This is a genomic window from Nitrobacter sp. (genome assembly GCF_051535215.1).
GTDB lineage: Bacteria > Pseudomonadota > Alphaproteobacteria > Rhizobiales > Xanthobacteraceae > Nitrobacter.
In genome coordinates this window covers 51,560-69,035 of record NZ_JBPPLY010000016.1, presented here as the reverse complement: position 1 = coordinate 69,035, position 17,476 = coordinate 51,560, and the positions used below count along the sequence as shown (strand labels likewise).

Annotated in this window: 11 protein-coding genes; 3 read left to right on the top strand and 8 right to left on the bottom strand. The window is 63.2% G+C overall.

Annotated elements, in window-relative coordinates; genetic code table 11:
• Nucleotides 1–651: 651 nt before the first annotated feature.
• Complete coding sequence (locus ACS3WB_RS13780) at nt 652–1,200, top strand: septal ring lytic transglycosylase RlpA family protein (protein ID WP_438276062.1); 549 nt, start codon at nt 652–654, stop codon at nt 1,198–1,200.
• A 227-nt stretch (nt 1,201–1,427) separates the two neighbouring features.
• On the opposite strand, the gene ACS3WB_RS13775 is transcribed toward ACS3WB_RS13780, so the two are convergent.
• From ACS3WB_RS13775 to ACS3WB_RS13760, 4 genes are all read right to left on the bottom strand, one after another.
• The gene (locus ACS3WB_RS13775; RefSeq protein WP_438276061.1) at nt 1,428–3,602 is read right to left on the bottom strand and encodes a peptidase domain-containing ABC transporter; all 2,175 of its coding nucleotides are present in this window, start codon (nt 3,600–3,602) and stop codon (nt 1,428–1,430) included.
• Nucleotides 3,599–4,843: an HlyD family efflux transporter periplasmic adaptor subunit gene (locus tag ACS3WB_RS13770; protein WP_438276060.1), complete on the bottom strand. Its 1,245-nt coding sequence runs from the start codon at nt 4,841–4,843 to the stop codon at nt 3,599–3,601. Before ACS3WB_RS13770 ends, ACS3WB_RS13775 begins: the two co-directional genes overlap by 4 nt.
• Entirely contained in the window at nt 4,836–6,383 is a 1,548-nt protein-coding gene (locus tag ACS3WB_RS13765) for a 2Fe-2S iron-sulfur cluster-binding protein (protein ID WP_438276059.1), read from the bottom strand. The genes ACS3WB_RS13770 and ACS3WB_RS13765 overlap by 8 nt, the downstream gene beginning before the upstream one ends.
• Nucleotides 6,384–6,564: 181 nt before the next feature.
• On the bottom strand, nt 6,565–8,775 hold the full coding sequence (locus ACS3WB_RS13760; RefSeq protein ID WP_438276058.1) for a primosomal protein N': 2,211 nt from the start codon (nt 8,773–8,775) through the stop codon (nt 6,565–6,567).
• Nucleotides 8,776–9,011: 236 nt separating this feature from the next.
• Between ACS3WB_RS13760 and ACS3WB_RS13755 the strand changes: the two genes are divergently transcribed.
• Both ACS3WB_RS13755 and ACS3WB_RS13750 read left to right on the top strand, forming a co-directional pair.
• Nucleotides 9,012–9,980, top strand: coding sequence for a tyrosine recombinase XerC (locus tag ACS3WB_RS13755; RefSeq protein ID WP_438276057.1), 969 nt, complete (start codon nt 9,012–9,014; stop codon nt 9,978–9,980).
• Between the two features lie 116 nt (nt 9,981–10,096).
• A complete protein-coding gene (locus ACS3WB_RS13750; protein ID WP_438276056.1) occupies nt 10,097–10,693 on the top strand; it encodes a DUF4337 domain-containing protein in 597 nt (198 codons plus the stop codon).
• Nucleotides 10,694–10,750: 57 nt separating this feature from the next.
• Here ACS3WB_RS13750 and lpdA read toward each other — a convergent pair whose 3' ends face one another.
• The 4 genes from lpdA to ACS3WB_RS13730 all read right to left on the bottom strand — a co-directional run bounded on the left by lpdA (nt 10,751) and on the right by ACS3WB_RS13730 (nt 17,378).
• Nucleotides 10,751–12,154: a dihydrolipoyl dehydrogenase gene (gene lpdA / locus ACS3WB_RS13745; RefSeq protein WP_438276055.1), complete on the bottom strand. Its 1,404-nt coding sequence runs from the start codon at nt 12,152–12,154 to the stop codon at nt 10,751–10,753.
• Between the two features lie 159 nt (nt 12,155–12,313).
• Entirely contained in the window at nt 12,314–12,763 is a 450-nt protein-coding gene (locus ACS3WB_RS13740) for a hypothetical protein (RefSeq protein WP_438276054.1), read from the bottom strand.
• A 175-nt stretch (nt 12,764–12,938) separates the two neighbouring features.
• Nucleotides 12,939–14,228: a 2-oxoglutarate dehydrogenase complex dihydrolipoyllysine-residue succinyltransferase gene (odhB, locus tag ACS3WB_RS13735; RefSeq protein WP_438276053.1), complete on the bottom strand. Its 1,290-nt coding sequence runs from the start codon at nt 14,226–14,228 to the stop codon at nt 12,939–12,941.
• A 192-nt stretch (nt 14,229–14,420) separates the two neighbouring features.
• The gene (locus ACS3WB_RS13730) at nt 14,421–17,378 is read right to left on the bottom strand and encodes a 2-oxoglutarate dehydrogenase E1 component (protein ID WP_438276052.1); all 2,958 of its coding nucleotides are present in this window, start codon (nt 17,376–17,378) and stop codon (nt 14,421–14,423) included.
• Between the last annotated feature and the right edge of the window lie 98 nt (nt 17,379–17,476).

Genomic DNA, 17,476 nt, shown 5'->3' with positions numbered 1-17,476 from the left:
CAGCAGCCACCAGAGCGCTCTTCAAGCTGTCAAACTCGCAAGGGAAAAGCCGTCGCCAAACACGCGGCGCGATTGCGGCCCAAGCCCTTGGAATTCAAGAGGGACTTCGATTTCCGACCGACACAAATGTGTCGGCAGCGTTAAAATCGCGGCTTTGCTAACATAGCGCGCGCGCAGGTGCAACATGACGGCAGCGCACGGCGATGCCTTGTCGCATGGGTGCGATCAACCCGACGGACCATTCGCGTCGCGCCGCGCGCATCCGGGGAAATTCCTGTCGCGCAGTAATTGCGATGCGCGGGGCAAGCGTCTCGTCAAACGCAGTTCATCCTGTGTCGCAGGGGCTTCCGACACTCTTTCCGGCAGGCATGACGCCGAAACGTCATGCAGTACTTGCCGAACGATTGCCGATGTCCCGGCATGACTTCCTTTTACAGTAGTAACAAGTATATTATCGTATATGACTCATAAAAATATGTATTAATTTGATTAGTGAGCCGAGGTCACTCGATCAAAAGATATTTCATCCGAAACATGAAGCAATACTCTGCCCATTTTACGCCTTAGTTGCAGGATCAACCCTCCGGCGACTCAGTGGCCATGGCTTTCACTTGTCGCAGGGGCGGCAATACTGCTCAGGGGACTTTCAATATGTTGCACTCGCAAAAGTCGACGTGGGGGATTCTAGTTCGGCCGCGCATGGCGGTCGCTATGATCGCCGCAACTGTTTTGATTGCGGGGAGCGTAAGCGAGGCATCGGCCCGCTCGCGCCATCATTACCACCACCATCATCATCAACAACATCGGGCGCACCATGCCGCCGGCCCCAGCGCCGCTGGACAGCAGTCCTGGGGACAATCCTGGGGCGCGCAGCCCTGGCTGAACGCCAATGCATCCATTGGGCGGTCTGCAGGTTCAGGGCGGTCATTCTCCGGCGTGGCTTCCTACTATGGAAGTGAATCCGGCAGCCGCACTGCGTCGGGTCAGCGCTTCAATCAAAATGCCATGACCGCAGCCCATCGCAGCCTGCCGTTCGGGACCAAGCTGAGGGTCACCCATGGCAGCCGCAGCGTGGTGGTCACCATCAACGATCGCGGTCCCTTCATCCGGGGCCGCGTGCTGGATCTTTCGAAAGGCGCTGCCCGCGCGATCGGGTTGACCGGCCGTGGTGTCGGCCGCGTGGTCGCCCAGGTGATGTAGGCGCTAACGTCAGTGCGGGCGTCTTCGCGCGAAGCGGACGCCTGGTCAGCAAACCGCCGGCACACGCTCGCGACTATAGCGGGCGAAGCATGTCGTCGGGTTTGACCCGAAGATGGATACCGTTCGCGTCAAGAAAACGCGTCAAAACAAAATCGTGGAGCCTCACTTCCGATTCCATCAGAAGCGAAGGCTTCAGGTCTGGTGTGTGGACCTGTCAGCGGGCTCACTCATTCGGCTGGCTCGGGCGGCGCGACGGACAGCGGGGTTACGTCCGTGAGCGCCTCGCGGGGTAACGGTTCGGTGCCGCCGACGCGCACCAATCCTCGGTTCTGAACGGTGAACACCCGCCGCGCGCGCCGCAGCAGCGCCGGGCGATGCGCGACCACGATGCGGGTGATATTCATCTGGTCGATCAGATCCGCGATCAACTCCTCGTTCTGCTCGTCGAGGTTCGCGGTGCCTTCATCGAGAATCAGGATCTGCGGCTGGCGATACAGCGCCCGCGCCAGCAGCACGCGCTGCCGCTGCCCGCCGGAGAGCGTCGAGCCCATGTCTCCGACGAGGCTGAGATACTGCATGGGGAAGCGCATGATGTCGGCATGCACGCGCGCGGCGTGAGCGGCAGCGACAACGCGCTCCATGTCGAGGTTCGGGTCGAAGCCGGCGATGTTTTCCGAGATGGTGCCGGACATCAGACGGTCGTCCTGGGCAACGACGCCGACGCTCTGACGCCAGCTTCGCCAGCGCTCGGGGGTGGCGCGGTGTCCGTCGAGTTCGATGGTGCCGTCGGTCGGATGGATCAGTCCGAGCATCAGCTTGAGCAGCGTGGTCTTGCCGCCGCCGGATCCGCCCTGGATGGCGACGTAGTCGCCCTGCTTGATGTCGAGGTTGACGTCTTCGAGGATCAGCGGATCGCTGATGCCGTAGCGGAAGCAGACGTCCTTCAGCCGCATGTGCCCCTGATTGACCAGCGGGCCGGGCAGGCCTTGCGTGACCTCGGAGCGCGTCGTCACGATGTCGGAGAGGCGGTCGAGATGCAGCCGCAACAGCCGGAACTGGACCATCTGGTTGACCAGCGCCATCGCGCGGTCGGTGAAGGTCTGCCGGTAGGACAGGAACGAGAAGATCATGCCGACTGAAAAGCCTGCGCCTGACAGGATGGTGACGCCGGCGACATAGATCACGATCACGGTTTGCAGGCCGGTGACGACCGATTGCAGAAAGGTCTGCGAAATCTGGTAACGGCCGACGGCGATGCCGGCATTGGTGGTCTCGACGTGCAGATTTCGCCAGGTCGCTTCCCGTATCGATTCCCTCCCCAGCAGTTTCAGCGTCGTCGCGGCGCGGATGGTCTCGATGAGGTGCGACTGCTCCTTGGCCTCGGCGACGATGGACTCGGCCATGCGGCGCTTGGTGCCGGGAAACAGCGCCAGCGTGATGCCGAGGTTGATGAGCACGCCGACAATGACGATGAGTGCGAGGGCCGTGGAATAGAAGAACAGGATGAATCCGGCGATCAGAGCCATGATGCCGTCGATGACGGTGCCGATCACGCCTTGCGTGATGGCGTCCTGCACCGGCTTGACCGAACCGAGGCGCGAGATGATGTCGCCGACGTGTCGCTTCTCGAAGTAGTCGTTGGGCAGCCGCAGCAGGTGCCGTACGAGATTGCCGGTGATCTGGAAGCTCAGGAGCTGGCCGAAGATGCGCAGCGCCCAGCCGCGGATCGCCTCAAGCCCGGCTTGGATGATGACGAGAGCGCCGAATCCCAGGGCGATCACCGTCAGCAACTGGTGGTCGGATTGCGCGAGCGCCTCGTCGACCACAAGCTGCATCTGTAGCGGCATCACGAAAGCTGCGATCTGCAGCGCGACCGACAGGATCAGCACCTGCGCAACCGCCCAGCCCCAGCCATGCATCTTCGACCAGAGCAGCGACAGCTTCATCGGCAGGCGCGCTTCGAGCGGCTCGAAGGTTTCACTCCGCGCCAGTTCGAGGATCACGCCGGTCAGATGCTTGGAGGCCTCCTCCATCGTGAAAGTGCGAAGACCGACCGCCGGATCGTGGACGGTGATGCCTTTTGACGACACCGACTTCAGCACCACGAAGTGATTGAGGTCCCAGTGCGCGATGGCGGGAAGCTGAACCTTGGGCAGCGCCGACAGTTCGACCCGGATGGCGCGCGTCGAAAATCCGAGCTGATCGGCGATCCCCATCAGGCTTTTCAGCGACGCGCCGGCCATCGACACCGCAAACCGCTGGCGCAGCGCATTGAGATCGACATCGTGGCCGTGATAGCGCGAGATCATGGCGAGGCAGGCGAGGCCGCATTCCGCGGCCTCCGACGCCATCATGACGGGAAGGGTGCGCCTGCCCAGACTGAGTTCTCGGAGAATGTTCATGCGCGGCGACCCACGGCATAGATCGGATCGAACAGCCAGCGCAGCAGGCTTCGATGCTCGAAGACGATTTCAGCCGACACCAGCATTCCCGGCTGCATCGGCACGGACTGGCCATAGGCTTCCATGGTGCTACGGCTGAGAGACACGCGAATCCTGAATACCGGTTCCTTGATATCGAGACCCGGAAAGCCGACGTCCGCCGGGCCCAGAACCGTGCTCGAGACGGTTCTCACTGTCCCGCGCACCGTTCCGAATCGCTGATAGGGAAAGGCCTGGAGACTGAGTTCGACCTGTTGCCCCGGCTGGACGAAGCCGATCGCGCGCGACGGCGCCAGCAGTTCGGCCTCGATCTCGCTTCCCGAAGGAATGATCACCGCGACCATGCCGCCCGCTGCGACCGCCTGGCCGTCGCTGACGGGAAGCGCGGCGATCCGTCCGCCGGTCGGCGCGACGAAAAACTGCAGGCGCCGCGCTTCCGATTCGGCTCGGCGCTGCTCGAGCGTCGCCCGGGCGACGTCGGCGTCGGAGCGGGCGGCTTTGATTTCCAAGGGAATCGAAACCAGCCGGCTCTTGATGTCCGCAAGTTCGCGCTCCACCGTCGCCTTCTGACGACGCGCGCCGGCGAGATCCTGTTCGATTGCCAGCGCGGCGAGCCGACGCTGATCGACTTCGCGTTTCGGCAAATATCCCTTGGCGGCGATGGCTTCCCCGCGATCCACTTCCTCGCGCGCAAGCTTGAGCCGTTCCTGCTGCAACTCGATCTGCTGATCCACCTCGGCAAGTTCGTTCTGGCTCTTGCTGATCCGAACGTTCGCCTGATCCCGCTCCAGTTCCAGCAGCGCCAGTTTCGACTCAGCCCTCGACTTCGCCGCGAGCGATTCCGATTCAAATCCCTTGAGAAGCGCATCCCCGGTATTGCCGGTTGCTGTCGCGGTCGAGACGTCAAGGATGGCGAGGCGAGTGCCCTTCTCGACGTTGTCGCCTTCCTTGACGAGGACGCTTCGCAAGGTCCCCTGCGCCTGCGAGGTGATCCGGATCATGCCCTGGTCGGGCACCAGGAACCCGCTCACGGTTGTCTTCCGCGCGTATGTCGCGGTCGCGGCGAAGGTCGCGGCTGCGAAGACGATGCCCGACAGCAACAGGCCGAGCGTCTTCAAAGAAAGCGGCGAGGCCAGGAAAACCTGGCCCTCTAGCCGTTGCGTGGCATGTTCGATGGCTTCGCGGCGGAACAGATCACTCATCGCAGTGCCTCGTTGGCTCCAGATTCATCGGGTCACCGGACTCAGTCGACGCGGAAGCCGCTTCCTCCCAGGCCTCTGCCAGATGCTCAAGGACCTCCACTGTGACTTGCGACACAGAACAGCAGATGGTGCCGGTCTCGTCCCGCCAGCTCAGCGCCGAGTATCGATTGCGCTGGCCGCGGATCGCCATCGGCGCGGAGTCCGTTTCCGGAAACATGAAGACGGAAATGAGCCGGGTATCCCGTTCGTAGACGCATGTGCCGACGGCCCGCTCTCCGACGTAATCCATCCTGGCGCCCCGTAGGCGATAGCCCCAACGCTCCACGTCGCGGACCTTCGCGGCATGTTGCGACTGACGCAGAAGCCAGGCCTCCACCTCCGCCGGATCGGATGAGGCGAATTCGATCGCGGAGCCGCCGATATCGGCGCGGATGTGGGCTGCAACCACTTCCTTGATCTCGGAGAACTCGGTGTGGATCGGGCTGTGGACGCCGGGCCGGCTGACGATGGCGATCGTCAGAGGCGCGGTGGGGTGAATCTGGCAGGCCAGCCTCACATTCGACGGTGCGTCGATCGCGCTGAGGGTCGTGGCCTCGACGGCATCAGGCGCTGGAAGCGACTCCAGTCCCTTTTCGATGCGGACCCGGCAGGTCGAGCAGCGGCCGCGGCCGCCGCAGAGAGATGCATGCGGGATGCCGGCCGACCGGCTGATCTCCAGCAGCGTCATGCCGGGCGTCAGATCGACCGCCGGACCATCGAGGTAACTGATCCGGACCGGTCCGCGCTTTGCGCTCTCGCGGCGGTAGCGCAGGAACGCAATGCCGATGGCGGTCGCGGCAAGCAGCCCGAATCCCCATCGGACAATGTCGCGCAGCGTCGCCATCGTCGCCGCATCATGGGCGTTCGGCCAGTTCGTTCGCGCTTTCAGCGCGGCGAACGCGCCCGGGTCTGACATGATATAGGTCGCGCGCATTCCCGCGACCGCGAATCCGGACAGCGCCAGCACAGGCAACAACAGGGCAATGACCAGCAGGAACGGAGCGAACCGGCTGTAGGAATCGGACAGCCGCAACCAGTAGTGGATGCCGATGCAGCCGTGGACCCAAACCAGCACCAGCAGAGTGCTTTGCAGGATCGCGCTGTCTGGCCAGAGTCGGACCAGTTCGTAGAGATAAATGTCGTTGGCACCGAACACTGCATGCGCCACGCGGGTGTTGACGATATGCGGAAACAGCAGGAACGGAATCGAAAGTCCGATGCCGATCTGCAGAGCCTCCCAGACCGGCATCCGCCAGGTTTCCCGCCGGCTCAATTTATAAAGGCCGAGGGCGACGTGGGTGATCAGCGCGAGCAACAGGATGATCGACACCGGCCATGACCGGGTAACGGCGGTCCGCAGTTCCTGCACCCGATGCATGGCTTCGAGGCTGACAAGGCCGACCGCATGATTGGCGAAGTGCGTGGCCGCGAACGCCATCAGCGCCAGCCCCGACGCCAACCGCAGACGCTGCAAACCGCTGCCCCGGAAGTAGATATGCATTCAGCCCTCGCGCGGCGGCAGATTGAATGCCAACCCCGAGGCCGTCAATCCCGGCGCGCCGTTGTACAGAGGCGGGCGTGATCTACAGCACATGGCCGGCAGGGTTGTTAAGAGTTCCTTGTGCATCTCTTTCGGATCGCCGGCTCACGCGTTGCCCGGCATGACGGAAAAGCGCTTCCAGCTAGAGAAAGCTCTGCGGGTCGACATCCACTTCGAGCTTGAGGTTACCCTTGGTCTTCGGTCCCGCGGCGAGCCACTCGCGCAGATAGCCGGAAAGATCCACGCCGCGCGCCGACTTCGCCAGCAAGCGAAAGCGATAGCGGCCTTTGATGACGGCGAGCGGCGCTTCCGCCGGTCCGAGCACCTGAACGCATTCGTCGATCGGTGCGGTCGCGGCGAGCTGGCGGGCGAAACCCTCTGCGGTCGGGCGGTCGCCTGCGGATATGATCAGGCTGGCGAGGCGGCCGAACGGGGGATAGCCCGCGCGCTCCCGTGCCTCGATCTCGCTGGCGTAAAACGCCTCGCGGTCGCTTGCGACCAGGGCCTTCATCACGGGGTGTTCGGGCTGGTGGGTTTGCAGATAACCGATTCCGCGGCCTTGCTCGCGACCGGTGCGGCCGATCACCTGGTTGAGCAGTTGGAAAGTCCGTTCCGCGGCGCGCGGATCGCCGTTGCTCAGGCCGAGGTCGGCGTCGACGACGCCGACGAGGTTCAGGCGCGGAAAATGATGTCCCTTCGCCACCAGTTGCGTGCCGATGATGATGTCGACGCGGCCTTCCGCGATGTCGTTGAGTTCGGTGCGCATCGTCTCGATCGAGGTGATCAGATCACTCGACAGCACCATGGTGCGGGCGTCGGGGAACAGCGCGGCGGCCTCTTCCTGCAACCGTTCGACGCCGGGGCCGACAGCGACAAGCGATTCCTCCGCCGCGCAATGCGGACATTGCCGTGGACGCGGCATCGAGAAGCCGCAGTGATGGCATACGAGACGCTGCCGGAAGCGATGATCCACCAGCCATGCGTCGCAGATCGTGCAGGCGAAGCGGTGACCGCAGGCGCGGCACAAGGTCAGCGGCGCGTAGCCGCGTCGGTTGAGAAACAGCAGCGCCTGCTCGCGCCGTTCGATGGCGTTTTGAATTTCCCCCGCAAGACGCGGAGAAACGAAGCGGCCGCGCGGCGGGGCCTCGCGGCGCAGATCGATCAGTTCGATCTGTGGCATGTGCTGGCCGCCGAACCGCGACGTCAGCGCGATGCGCTGATAGCGTCCCTTGCGTGCATTGACTTCGCTCTCGACCGACGGCGTCGCCGACGCCAGCACGATCGGAATTTTTGCGATATGCGCGCGCACCACGGCCATGTCGCGGGCGTGATAGTGCGCGCCTTCGTCCTGCTTGTAGGCCTGGTCGTGCTCCTCGTCGACGATGATCAGCCCGAGATCGGCATAGGGAAGAAACAGCGCCGAGCGTGCGCCGACCACGACCTGCGCCTCGCCCGCCGCGATCGCGGCCCAGTTGCGCGCGCGCGTGCGCGGCGTCAGTTCGGAATGCCACTCCAGCGGGCGTTCGCCGAAGCGCGCCGCGAAGCGGTCGCGAAACTGCCCGGTCAGCGCGATCTCCGGCATCAGGATCAGCGCCTGCTTGCCGCGGCGGATGGTTTCGGCGACTGCTTCGAAATAGACCTCGGTCTTGCCGGATCCGGTGACGCCGTCGAGCAGCGCGACGTGGAACGTGCCGTTCGCGGCGAGCGCGCGCATGGCGTCCACGGCGGCGCGCTGGATGCGGGAAAAGTCGGGAACGGCGAAATCTGGATCGGGCGGCGGTGGCGGCGGAGGAGGCGGCATCGGCTCGATCGTCAGCGTGCCCTCGTCGACGAGGCCGTCGACCACGCCGGCGCTGACGCCCGCTTCCTTCGCGGCATCGGATTTTCCGTGCAGCAGGCGATCGGACAACACCGCGATCAGCCGCCGTCGCGCCGGCGTCATGCGCTGGGGCGGCTCGCCGCTGAGTCGTACGCCGGCTCGTGCCCGCTCCGGTCCGAGGTGCTCGCCCATCCGCAGGCTCATGCGCATCACCATGCCGCGTGACGACAGCGTGTAGTTTGCGACCCAGTCGATCAGCGTGCGCAGTTCAGCCTTGAGCGGCGGCACACTGAGTTTTTCGCCAATGTCCTTCAACCGGTTGTGCAGGCGTGGATCGGGCGACGGGTTTTCGGCCCAGACCACGGCGATGACCTCGCGCGGTCCGAGCGGCACCGTGACCACGTCGCCGGGCGCGATCTCCATGCCGTGCGGAACGCGGTAGGAATAAGCCTGATCGATCGCAACGGGAACCAGGACATCGACGACGCGAGTCGTCGATGTCGATGCCGGGCGGCTGCGCGAAAAATGATCCATCCGAAGAATCGGGCTCGAGTGGGATGCGGGGCTAAAGGTAGTTGGCGTTGCAGCCGGAAGCCAGCCGCCGGTTTAGAGGCCCCTGCTTCTGATGGAAGCGGGACTCCATGATTTTGATTTGACGCGTTTTCTTGACGCGAACCGGGTTCCGTTTCGCTCGAAAACGCCATGGGTTAGCGAAGGATAAACGAAGCAACGCGATATAATCGCCGGAATCATCGTGACGGGTACGAATCATGCCCAAGCCCGCTCCAGAGCCGCTACCCGATCTTGCCTGCGCGGCCCCCGATGTGGGGCGGCAAATCGTGCGATGGCTTGCACATCTGCGGACCGAGCGAAGGCTCTCCCCCAAGACCTGCGAGGCCTATGCGCGGGATGTCAGGCAATGCCTGGCGTTTCTCGGCGAGCACTGGGGTGAGTTGGTGACGCTGAAGTGCTTCGCCGCGCTTGAGGCAAGCGATGTCCGCGCCTTCATGGCCGCACGCCGCGCCGACGATGTCGGCGGCCGGTCGTTGATGCGCGCGCTGGCGGGCCTGCGCTCTTTCGCCAGATTTCTGGAACGGGAAGGGCTCGGCAAGGCCGGCGCGCTCGGCGCGGTCCGTGCCCCGAAGGTCGGCAAGAGTCTGCCGAAACCGATTCAAGTGAGCGCAGCGAAGCGTTTTGCCGATGCGTCCGAGCGTGCCGGCGAGGACCGCGAGCCCTGGATCTGGGCGCGCGACGCCGCCGTGATGGCGCTGCTGTACGGATCAGGCTTGCGCATTTCCGAGGCGCTCGGGCTGAAGCGTCGCGATGTGCCGCAGCCGGGCGCGGGCGACGTTCTGGTCGTCACCGGCAAGGGCAACAAGACGCGGATGGTACCGGTGCTGCAGAACGTGCTGGCGCTGATCCAGGACTATGTCGCGATGTGTCCGTATTCGCTGCCTCCGGAAGGGCCGATCTTCGTCGGCGCGCGGGGCGGTCCGCTCAAGGCGCGCATCATCCAGCTCGTCATGGCGCGGATGCGTGGCGCGCTTGGTCTGCCCGACAGCGCGACGCCGCATGCGCTGCGCCATTCATTCGCGACGCATCTCTTGAGCCGTGGCGGCGATCTGCGCGCGATCCAGGAACTGCTAGGTCACGCATCGCTTTCGACCACGCAAATCTACACAGGCATCGACAGCGAGCGGCTGTTGGAGGTCTACAAGACGGCGCACCCTCGCGCCTGATATCCCCTGCTTCCACAAGATTTCCGGCGGACATTCGCCGCAAGGATCGGTTGGCCACTTGCGTGGAAAAAGCCGCCGGTCAATCGTGGGCTGTCTAACCGCCGCGGGAGAGGACAATGAGCGCGCACGAAAGCATGGAGCATGCCGAGCATACGCATCATGCGTCAGGAGAAAACAAGAAGATCGCGCTCCTGATCGCCGTCATCGCGCTCTGCCTCGCGTTGTCTGAAACGCTGGGTAAGGGCGCCCAGACCGAATCGATCAGCAAGAACGTGGAGTCCTCCAACCTCTGGGCCTTTTTCCAGGCCAAGAGTATCCGCCGCACCGTGGTCCAGACCCAGGCCGACCAGGCCAAGCTCAGCCTCCGGCTCGCGGCGGATGAGGCGACCAGGGCTGCGCTGCAAAAGCAGATCGACGAGTGGCAGAAGAGCGCGGCGCATTATCGTTCCGATCCGAGCACCGGCGAGGGTCAGGATCAACTCGCAGAGCGCGCCAAACACGCCGAGGACGCGCGCGATCTCGCGATGGCGAAATATCATCACTTCGAACTGGCGTCCGCCGCGTTCCAGATCGCCATCGTGCTGGCGTCGGCCGCCATTATCACCAGCATGCCAGTGCTGGCCTGGATATCGGGACTGCTGGCGCTCGCCGGGATCGGGGTCACGGCGATCGGGATGTTTGTCCCGCACGCATTGCATCTGCTGGGACATTGACGAGCAGATTTATGCGTTATCTCGGGCGCACCTTGCGTGGCTTGCGCCGGAGCAGGATCACATATGGATCGCGCGTTTGCCGACGGCGAGGGCAGCTTCCTTGATGGCTTCCGATCGCGTCGGGTGAGCGTGGCAGGTGCGGGCGAGATCTTCCGCCGAACCGCCGAATTCCATCAATACGCAGGCTTCGTGGATCATCTCGCCGGCCTCGCGGCCGATGATGTGAACGCCGAGCACGCGGTCGGTTTTCGCATCGGCGAGAATTTTCACAAATCCGTCGGTAGTCTGGTTGACCTTGGAGCGGCCGTTGGCCGTGAACGGAAACTTGCCGATGGTATAGGCCGTGCCGGCCTGTTTCAGTTCTTCCTCGGTCTTGCCGACCGAGGACACTTCCGGCGTGGTATAGACCACGCCGGGGATGACGTCGTAGTTCACATGGCCGGCCTGCCCGGCGAGAATTTCGGCGCAGGCGACACCTTCGTCCTCGGCCTTATGCGCCAGCATTGGCCCTCTCACGACGTCGCCGATGGCGTAAATCCCTTTCACGCTGGTCGAGAAATGCGCGTCGATTTCCACGCGCCCGCGATCGTCCAGCGCGACGCCGGCTTCCTTCAGGCCAAGGCCGTCGGTGTAGGGTGTGCGGCCGATGCAAACGAGCACGACGTCGGCTTCGACCGTCTCGGCCGCGCCGCCTGCGGCGGGTTCGACATGCGCCGCCAGTGTCTTGCCTGACGAGTCGACGCCCGTGACCTTGGCGCCGAGCTTGAACGCAACGCCCTGCTTTTCGAGAATGCGCTGGAATTGCCTGGCGATCTCACCGTCCATGCCGGGCAGGATGCGGTCGAGGAATTCCACCACCGTCACCTGCGCGCCCAGGCGGCGCCACACCGAGCCGAGTTCGAGGCCGATCACGCCGGCGCCGATCACCAGAAGTTTTCCCGGCACTTTCTCAAGAGACAATGCGCCGGTGGACGACACGATGCGTTTCTCGTCGATCTCGATGCCCTTGAGCTTCGCGACGCCGGAGCCGGTGGCGATGACGATGTTCTTGGTTTCGACGGTGTGGGTCGTGCCGTCGGAGCCGGTCACCTCGACCTTGCCGGTGCCGAGGATCTTGCCGGTGCCGCCGATGACGTCGATCTTGTTTTTCTTCATCAGGAATTCGACGCCCTTGACGTTGCCGTCGATGCCCTGCTGCTTGAAGGTCATCATCGCGGGCAAATCGAGTTTCGGCGCATCGACGCCGATGCCCATTTTCGCGAACGAGTGCCCGGCTTCCTCGAAAGTTTCGGAGGCGTACAGCAGCGCCTTCGACGGCATGCAGCCGACATTGAGACAGGTACCGCCGAGCGTTGGATTCTTCTCGACAACGGCGACCTTCATGCCGAGCTGCGCCGCGCGGATGGCGCAGACGTAACCTCCGGGGCCGGTGCCGATAATAACGAGGTCGTAAGTCGCCATGGTCTCGATCCTGTCGTTTCAATCCTTGTGACGCACCTTGTATCCGCATTGTCCGCCGGGGCATGGGAGACTTCGTCGAACAACAGTCAGGCGACGCGTTGGCGGTTTTGTCGGCGCTGCCGCCGAGCCGCGGCGGATACGAAGCGCGAATTGTGCTTCTCAATCCGTTGGGTCCGGTACGGTGAGCAATTTTGCGCGCTGGTCGAAGAGCAATCCGCCGACCAGTCGGTTGACCTCGTCGGGATCGGCTCCGTCGGTGATCAGCTTTCGTCTCAAAGCGTGCGCCTTGTCGAGGTTGCCGAGCTTTTTCTCGATCGCGGGTTGATGCTTGTCTTCAGCTTTCGCGTTTTCCTGATCGGCCTTCGCCCGTCGCCTCTGGTTGTCATGGTAGAACAGCGCTCGCGACAACACCCAGTCCGCTGACTTTTTCGAGACGTTTTCGAAAGATCCCAGAGCATTGAAGGGATTTTCACCGGCAAGGCTTCTAACTTCGCCGCCGTATTCGGAGACATAAATATGTGCGGCGGATGCCCCGTGCTCGAAGCTCAAACAGGCGAGGTAAACCAGTTCTAAAATGACCGCATTCAACTCCAGATCAATCGAGGTCAAATGACCGAACTCGGTGGTCTTGGTATCGGACTTCAGCAAGATTTGCGTCATGTGGTTTCTTCCTGGAGCGTTTTCGAGCGAAGTGGATACCGGTTCGCGTGAAGAAAACGCGTCAAATCAAAATCATGGAATCCCGCTTCTGATTTAATCAGAAGCGGGAAGGCTTCAGCCTGCACTATAAGTCCAGCACCAGCCGGGCCGGATCTTCGAGCGATTCCTTGACGCGCACAAGGAAGGTGACGGCTTCCTTGCCGTCGATGACGCGGTGATCATAGGAGAGCGCGAGATACATCATCGGGCGGATTTCGACCTTGCCGCCGATCGCCATCGGGCGTTCCTGAATCTTGTGCATGCCGAGGATGCCGGCCTGCGGCGCGTTCAGGATCGGCGTCGACATCAGCGAGCCGTAGATGCCGCCGTTGGTGATAGTAAATGTGCCGCCCTGCATCTCCTCGATCTTGAGCTGGCCGTCGCGAGCGCGGCGGCCGTAATCGGCGATGCTCTTCTCGATCTCGGCGATCGACTTGCGGTCGCAGTCCCGCACCACAGGCACGACCAGACCCTTGTCGGTGCCGACCGCGACGCCGATGTGATAGTAGTTCTTGTAGATCAGATCGGTGCCGTCGATCTCGGCGTTGACGGCGGGGATGTCCTTCAGCGCCTGAACGCAGGCCTTGGTGAAAAAGCCCATGAAGCCAAGCTTGGAGCCGTGTTTCTTCTCGAACACCTCTTTGTAGTGCGCGCGCAGCGCCATGACGCTGGTCATGTCGACCTCGTTGAAGGTCGTCAGCATCGCGGCGGTATTCTGCACCTCCTTGAGACGACGCGCGATTGTCTGGCGCAGCCGAGTCATCTTCACGCGCTCCTCGCGGGCGGCGTCGTCGGGAGGGGAGGGGGCACGGAGCTGAACTGCGGCGGCCGGCTGGTTGACCGGCGTCGGTGCCGACGCCGCTTTCTCGATCGCGGCCAGCATATCGTCCTTGGTGACGCGGCCGTCCTTGCCCGAACCCGGCACCGTGGAAGCATCGATACCGCTTTCGGCGGAGAGCTTGCGGACCGAGGGCGCGAGCGGCGCGTCGGAGGTCGCCGAGGTTTCCGGCCTGGGTCGCGGCTCTTCCGGGCCGGCGTTGATCGGTTTCGTCGTATCGGATTTGAGGTCCGGACGTCCGGTTGTGCTTTCAGGTGCGACGCCCGCCGAAGCCTTGGCCGCCGGGGGTTTTGCCGGCGCGGCGCCTTCGGAGATCTGCCCGAGCAACGCGCCGACGGCGACCGTCTCGCCGTCCTTGGCGACGATCTCGCCGAGCGTGCCGGCTGAGGGCGCAGGCACTTCGATGGTCACCTTGTCGGTCTCGAGTTCGACGAGCGGTTCGTCGACAGCCACGGCGTCACCGGTCTTCTTGAACCATTTGCCGATGGTGGCCTCGGTTACCGATTCGCCGAGCGTCGGAACGCGTATCTCAGTCATGTGAGCAGCCCTTCTTAAATCCTCCGCCGGTCTCGGCGGGCCATATCCGTCCGAAGCACGGCGTCGCTTCGCTCGCCTGTCTCGATACCCGCGTCTGGAGTGCGATGCAGAACCTTGGACACCCGGCATCGCAGACAGGCCGACGCAATCTGCGCAAGCTTGATGGCGCACCGGGCATGACAACGCAATTAATTATCCAAGTGCTTCTTCGAGAAGTGCCTTGAGTTGCGCAAGATGCTTCGACATTAATCCAGTTGCGGTGGCAGCGGACGCGGCGCGGCCGGCATAACGCGGGCGCCTGTTGGGTGCGCCGATCTGGTTGAGAATCCATTCGAGGTAGGGTTCGATGAAGTGCCACGCGCCCATGTTGCGCGGCTCCTCCTGGCACCAGACGATTTCGGCGTTCTTGAAGCTGCCGAGGACCTGCACCAAGGCCTTCAGCGGCACTGGATACAACTGTTCGATCCGCAACAGGTAGACGTCGTCGATGTTGCGCTTCTCACGTTCCTCGTAGAGGTCGTAGTAGACCTTGCCGGAACACAGCACGACGCGGCGGATATTGTCGTCGTCCACCAGTTTGATTTTCTGGTCGGGCAGCATCGCCGCATCGTCGTACAAAATGCGGTGGAAAGCGGTATCGGCGCCGAGTTCGTCGAGACGCGATACCGCCCGCTTGTGACGCAGCAGCGACTTTGGCGTCATCATGATCAGCGGCTTGCGGATCTGGCGTTTCAACTGCCGGCGCAGCGCGTGGAAATGGTTGGCGGGCGTCGTGAGATTAACCACCTGCATGTTGTCTTCGGCGCACATCTGCAGAAAACGCTCCAGCCGTGCAGACGAATGCTCCGGCCCCTGGCCTTCATAGCCGTGGGGCAGCATGCAGACGAGACCCGACATACGCAGCCACTTGCGCTCTCCGGCGGAGATGAACTGGTCGAACACCACCTGCGCGCCGTTGGCGAAGTCGCCGAACTGCGCCTCCCACATGGTGAGAGCATTGGGCTCGGCGAGCGAATAGCCGTATTCGAAGCCGAGCACGGCTTCTTCGGACAGCAGCGAATTGATGACCTCGTAGCGGCCCTGGTCCTTGCCGAGATGGTTGAACGGCGTGTAGCGGCTTTCGTCCTGCTGATCGAACAGCACGGAATGCCGTTGCGAGAAGGTGCCGCGCTCGCTGTCCTGACCGGACAGACGGACGTTATGACCCTCCAGCATCAGCGAACAGAACGCCAGCGCCTCCGCCGTCGCCCAGTCGATGCCGGTGCCGCCCTCGATCGCCTTGGCGCGGTTTTCGAGAAAGCGCTGCACGGTGCGATGCACGCGGAAACCGTCCGGCACGCGGGTGATGCTGCGGCCGATCTCCTTCAGCGTCGTGACGTCGACGCCAGTGACGCCGCGGCGCGGCTCTTCGTCCTGGTCGGCGAGCTTGAGGCCGGCCCACTTGCCGTCGAGCCAGTCGGCCTTGTTCGGCTTGTAGCCGGCGCCGCCCTCGAATTCGGCGTCGAGCCGCGCTCGCCAGTCGGCTTTCAGCTTCTCGACCTCGCCCTCGGTGATGATGCCGTCAGCGGTCAGCCGCTTCGCGTACAGTTCCAGCGTGGAGGGATGCGCGGCGATCTTCTGGTACATCGTTGGGTTGGTGAACGACGGCTCGTCGCCTTCGTTGTGGCCGTGCCGGCGATAGCAGAACATGTCGATCACGACCGGCTTGTGGAATTTCTGCCGGAATTCGGTCGCAACCTTGGCGGCGAACACCACGGCTTCCGGATCGTCGCCGTTGACGTGGAAGATCGGCGCTTCGATCATCTTCGCGACGTCGGACGGATAGGGCGATGAGCGCGAGTAGCGCGGATAGGTGGTGAAGCCGATCTGGTTATTGACGATGAAGTGGATCGACCCGCCAGTGCGGTAGCCCTTGAGGTCCGACAGCGCAAAGCATTCCGCCACGACACCTTGCCCGGCGAAGGCGGCGTCGCCGTGCATCAGGAGCGGCAGGACCGAGTTGCGCTGGTCGGGTGGATCGCCGTGCTGGTCCTGCTTGGCGCGCACCTTGCCCAGCACCACCGGATCGACGATCTCGAGGTGCGAGGGGTTGGCGGTCAGCGACAGGTGAATCCGGTTGTTGTCGAACTCGCGGTCGCTTGAGGCGCCGAGGTGATACTTGACGTCGCCCGAGCCTTCCACGGCGTCGGGATTGACCGAGCCGCCCTTGAATTCATGGAACAGCGCGCGGTGCGGCTTGCCCATCACTTGCGTCAGCACGTTCAGCCGTCCGCGGTGCGGCATGCCGATCACGATTTCCTTGACGCCGAGATTGCCGCCTCGCTTGATGATCTGCTCCAGCGCCGGAATCAGCGATTCGGCGCCGTCGAGGCCGAAACGTTTGGTGCCGGTGAACTTGACGTCGCAGAACTTCTCGAAGCCCTCCGCCTCGACGAGCTTCTTGAGGATCGCGCGGCGTCCTTCCGGCGTGAAGCTGATTTCCTTGTCCGGTCCCTCGATGCGCTCCTGGATCCAGCCTTTCTGCGCGCCGTTCGAAATGTGCATGAACTCGACGCCGAGCGTCTGGCAATAGGTACGCTCGCAGATCGCCACGATCTCGCGCAGCGTGCCGTATTCGAGGCCGAGGACATGGTCGAGAAAGATCTTGCGATCCATGTCGGCGTCGGTGAAGCCGTAGACGCGGGGATCGAGTTCTTCGTGGTCCCGCGCAGGATCGAGACCGAGCGGATCGAGCCGGGCATGGAAATGACCGCGCATGCGATAGGCCCGGATCAGCATCAGTGCGCGAACCGAATCGCGGGTGGCCTGGTGGACCTCGACGCCGGCCAGCGCCGAATCGTTCGCCTGTATCCTTGCCTGCACCTTGGCGCCGACGGACTGTTCGACCTGAGCCCAGTTGCCGTCGAGCGCGGAGGTGAGGTCGTCCTGCGGCGCGGGCAGCCAATTCGCCTTCTCCCAGGACGGCCCTTCCGCGTTCTTCCGGACGTCCTCGGGAGCGTCCGTCAGGCTTTTGAAAAACTCCTGCCACTCGGCATCGACCGAGGCTGGATCGTTTTCGTAGCGGGCGTAAAGACCGTCGATGTAGGAGGCGTTGGGGCCATGCAGGAACGAGGAAAGGGCAAATGCTGCATTCGCGTTCTGGCGAGACATATCGCGTCCTGACGATTTCTAGTCTTGCGAAAAAGACAACGCGTGTGCTGTTCCGGGTCGGAATCAGCGTGAATTTGAATATTTACCTTATTTAGGGT

Excerpts from the sequence above, each read along its gene's own strand:
- ACS3WB_RS13780 (WP_438276062.1), top strand. The coding sequence starts at position 652 with ATGTTGCACTCGCAAAAGTCGACGTGGGGGATTCTAGTTCGGCCGCGC.
- ACS3WB_RS13775 (WP_438276061.1), bottom strand. The coding sequence starts at position 3,602 with ATGAACATTCTCCGAGAACTCAGTCTGGGCAGGCGCACCCTTCCCGTC.
- ACS3WB_RS13770 (WP_438276060.1), bottom strand. The coding sequence starts at position 4,843 with ATGAGTGATCTGTTCCGCCGCGAAGCCATCGAACATGCCACGCAACGG.
- ACS3WB_RS13765 (WP_438276059.1), bottom strand. The coding sequence starts at position 6,383 with ATGCATATCTACTTCCGGGGCAGCGGTTTGCAGCGTCTGCGGTTGGCG.
- ACS3WB_RS13760 (WP_438276058.1), bottom strand. The coding sequence starts at position 8,775 with ATGGATCATTTTTCGCGCAGCCGCCCGGCATCGACATCGACGACTCGC.
- ACS3WB_RS13755 (WP_438276057.1), top strand. The coding sequence starts at position 9,012 with ATGCCCAAGCCCGCTCCAGAGCCGCTACCCGATCTTGCCTGCGCGGCC.
- ACS3WB_RS13750 (WP_438276056.1), top strand. The coding sequence starts at position 10,097 with ATGAGCGCGCACGAAAGCATGGAGCATGCCGAGCATACGCATCATGCG.
- lpdA (WP_438276055.1), bottom strand. The coding sequence starts at position 12,154 with ATGGCGACTTACGACCTCGTTATTATCGGCACCGGCCCCGGAGGTTAC.
- odhB (WP_438276053.1), bottom strand. The coding sequence starts at position 14,228 with ATGACTGAGATACGCGTTCCGACGCTCGGCGAATCGGTAACCGAGGCC.
- ACS3WB_RS13730 (WP_438276052.1), bottom strand. The coding sequence starts at position 17,378 with ATGTCTCGCCAGAACGCGAATGCAGCATTTGCCCTTTCCTCGTTCCTG.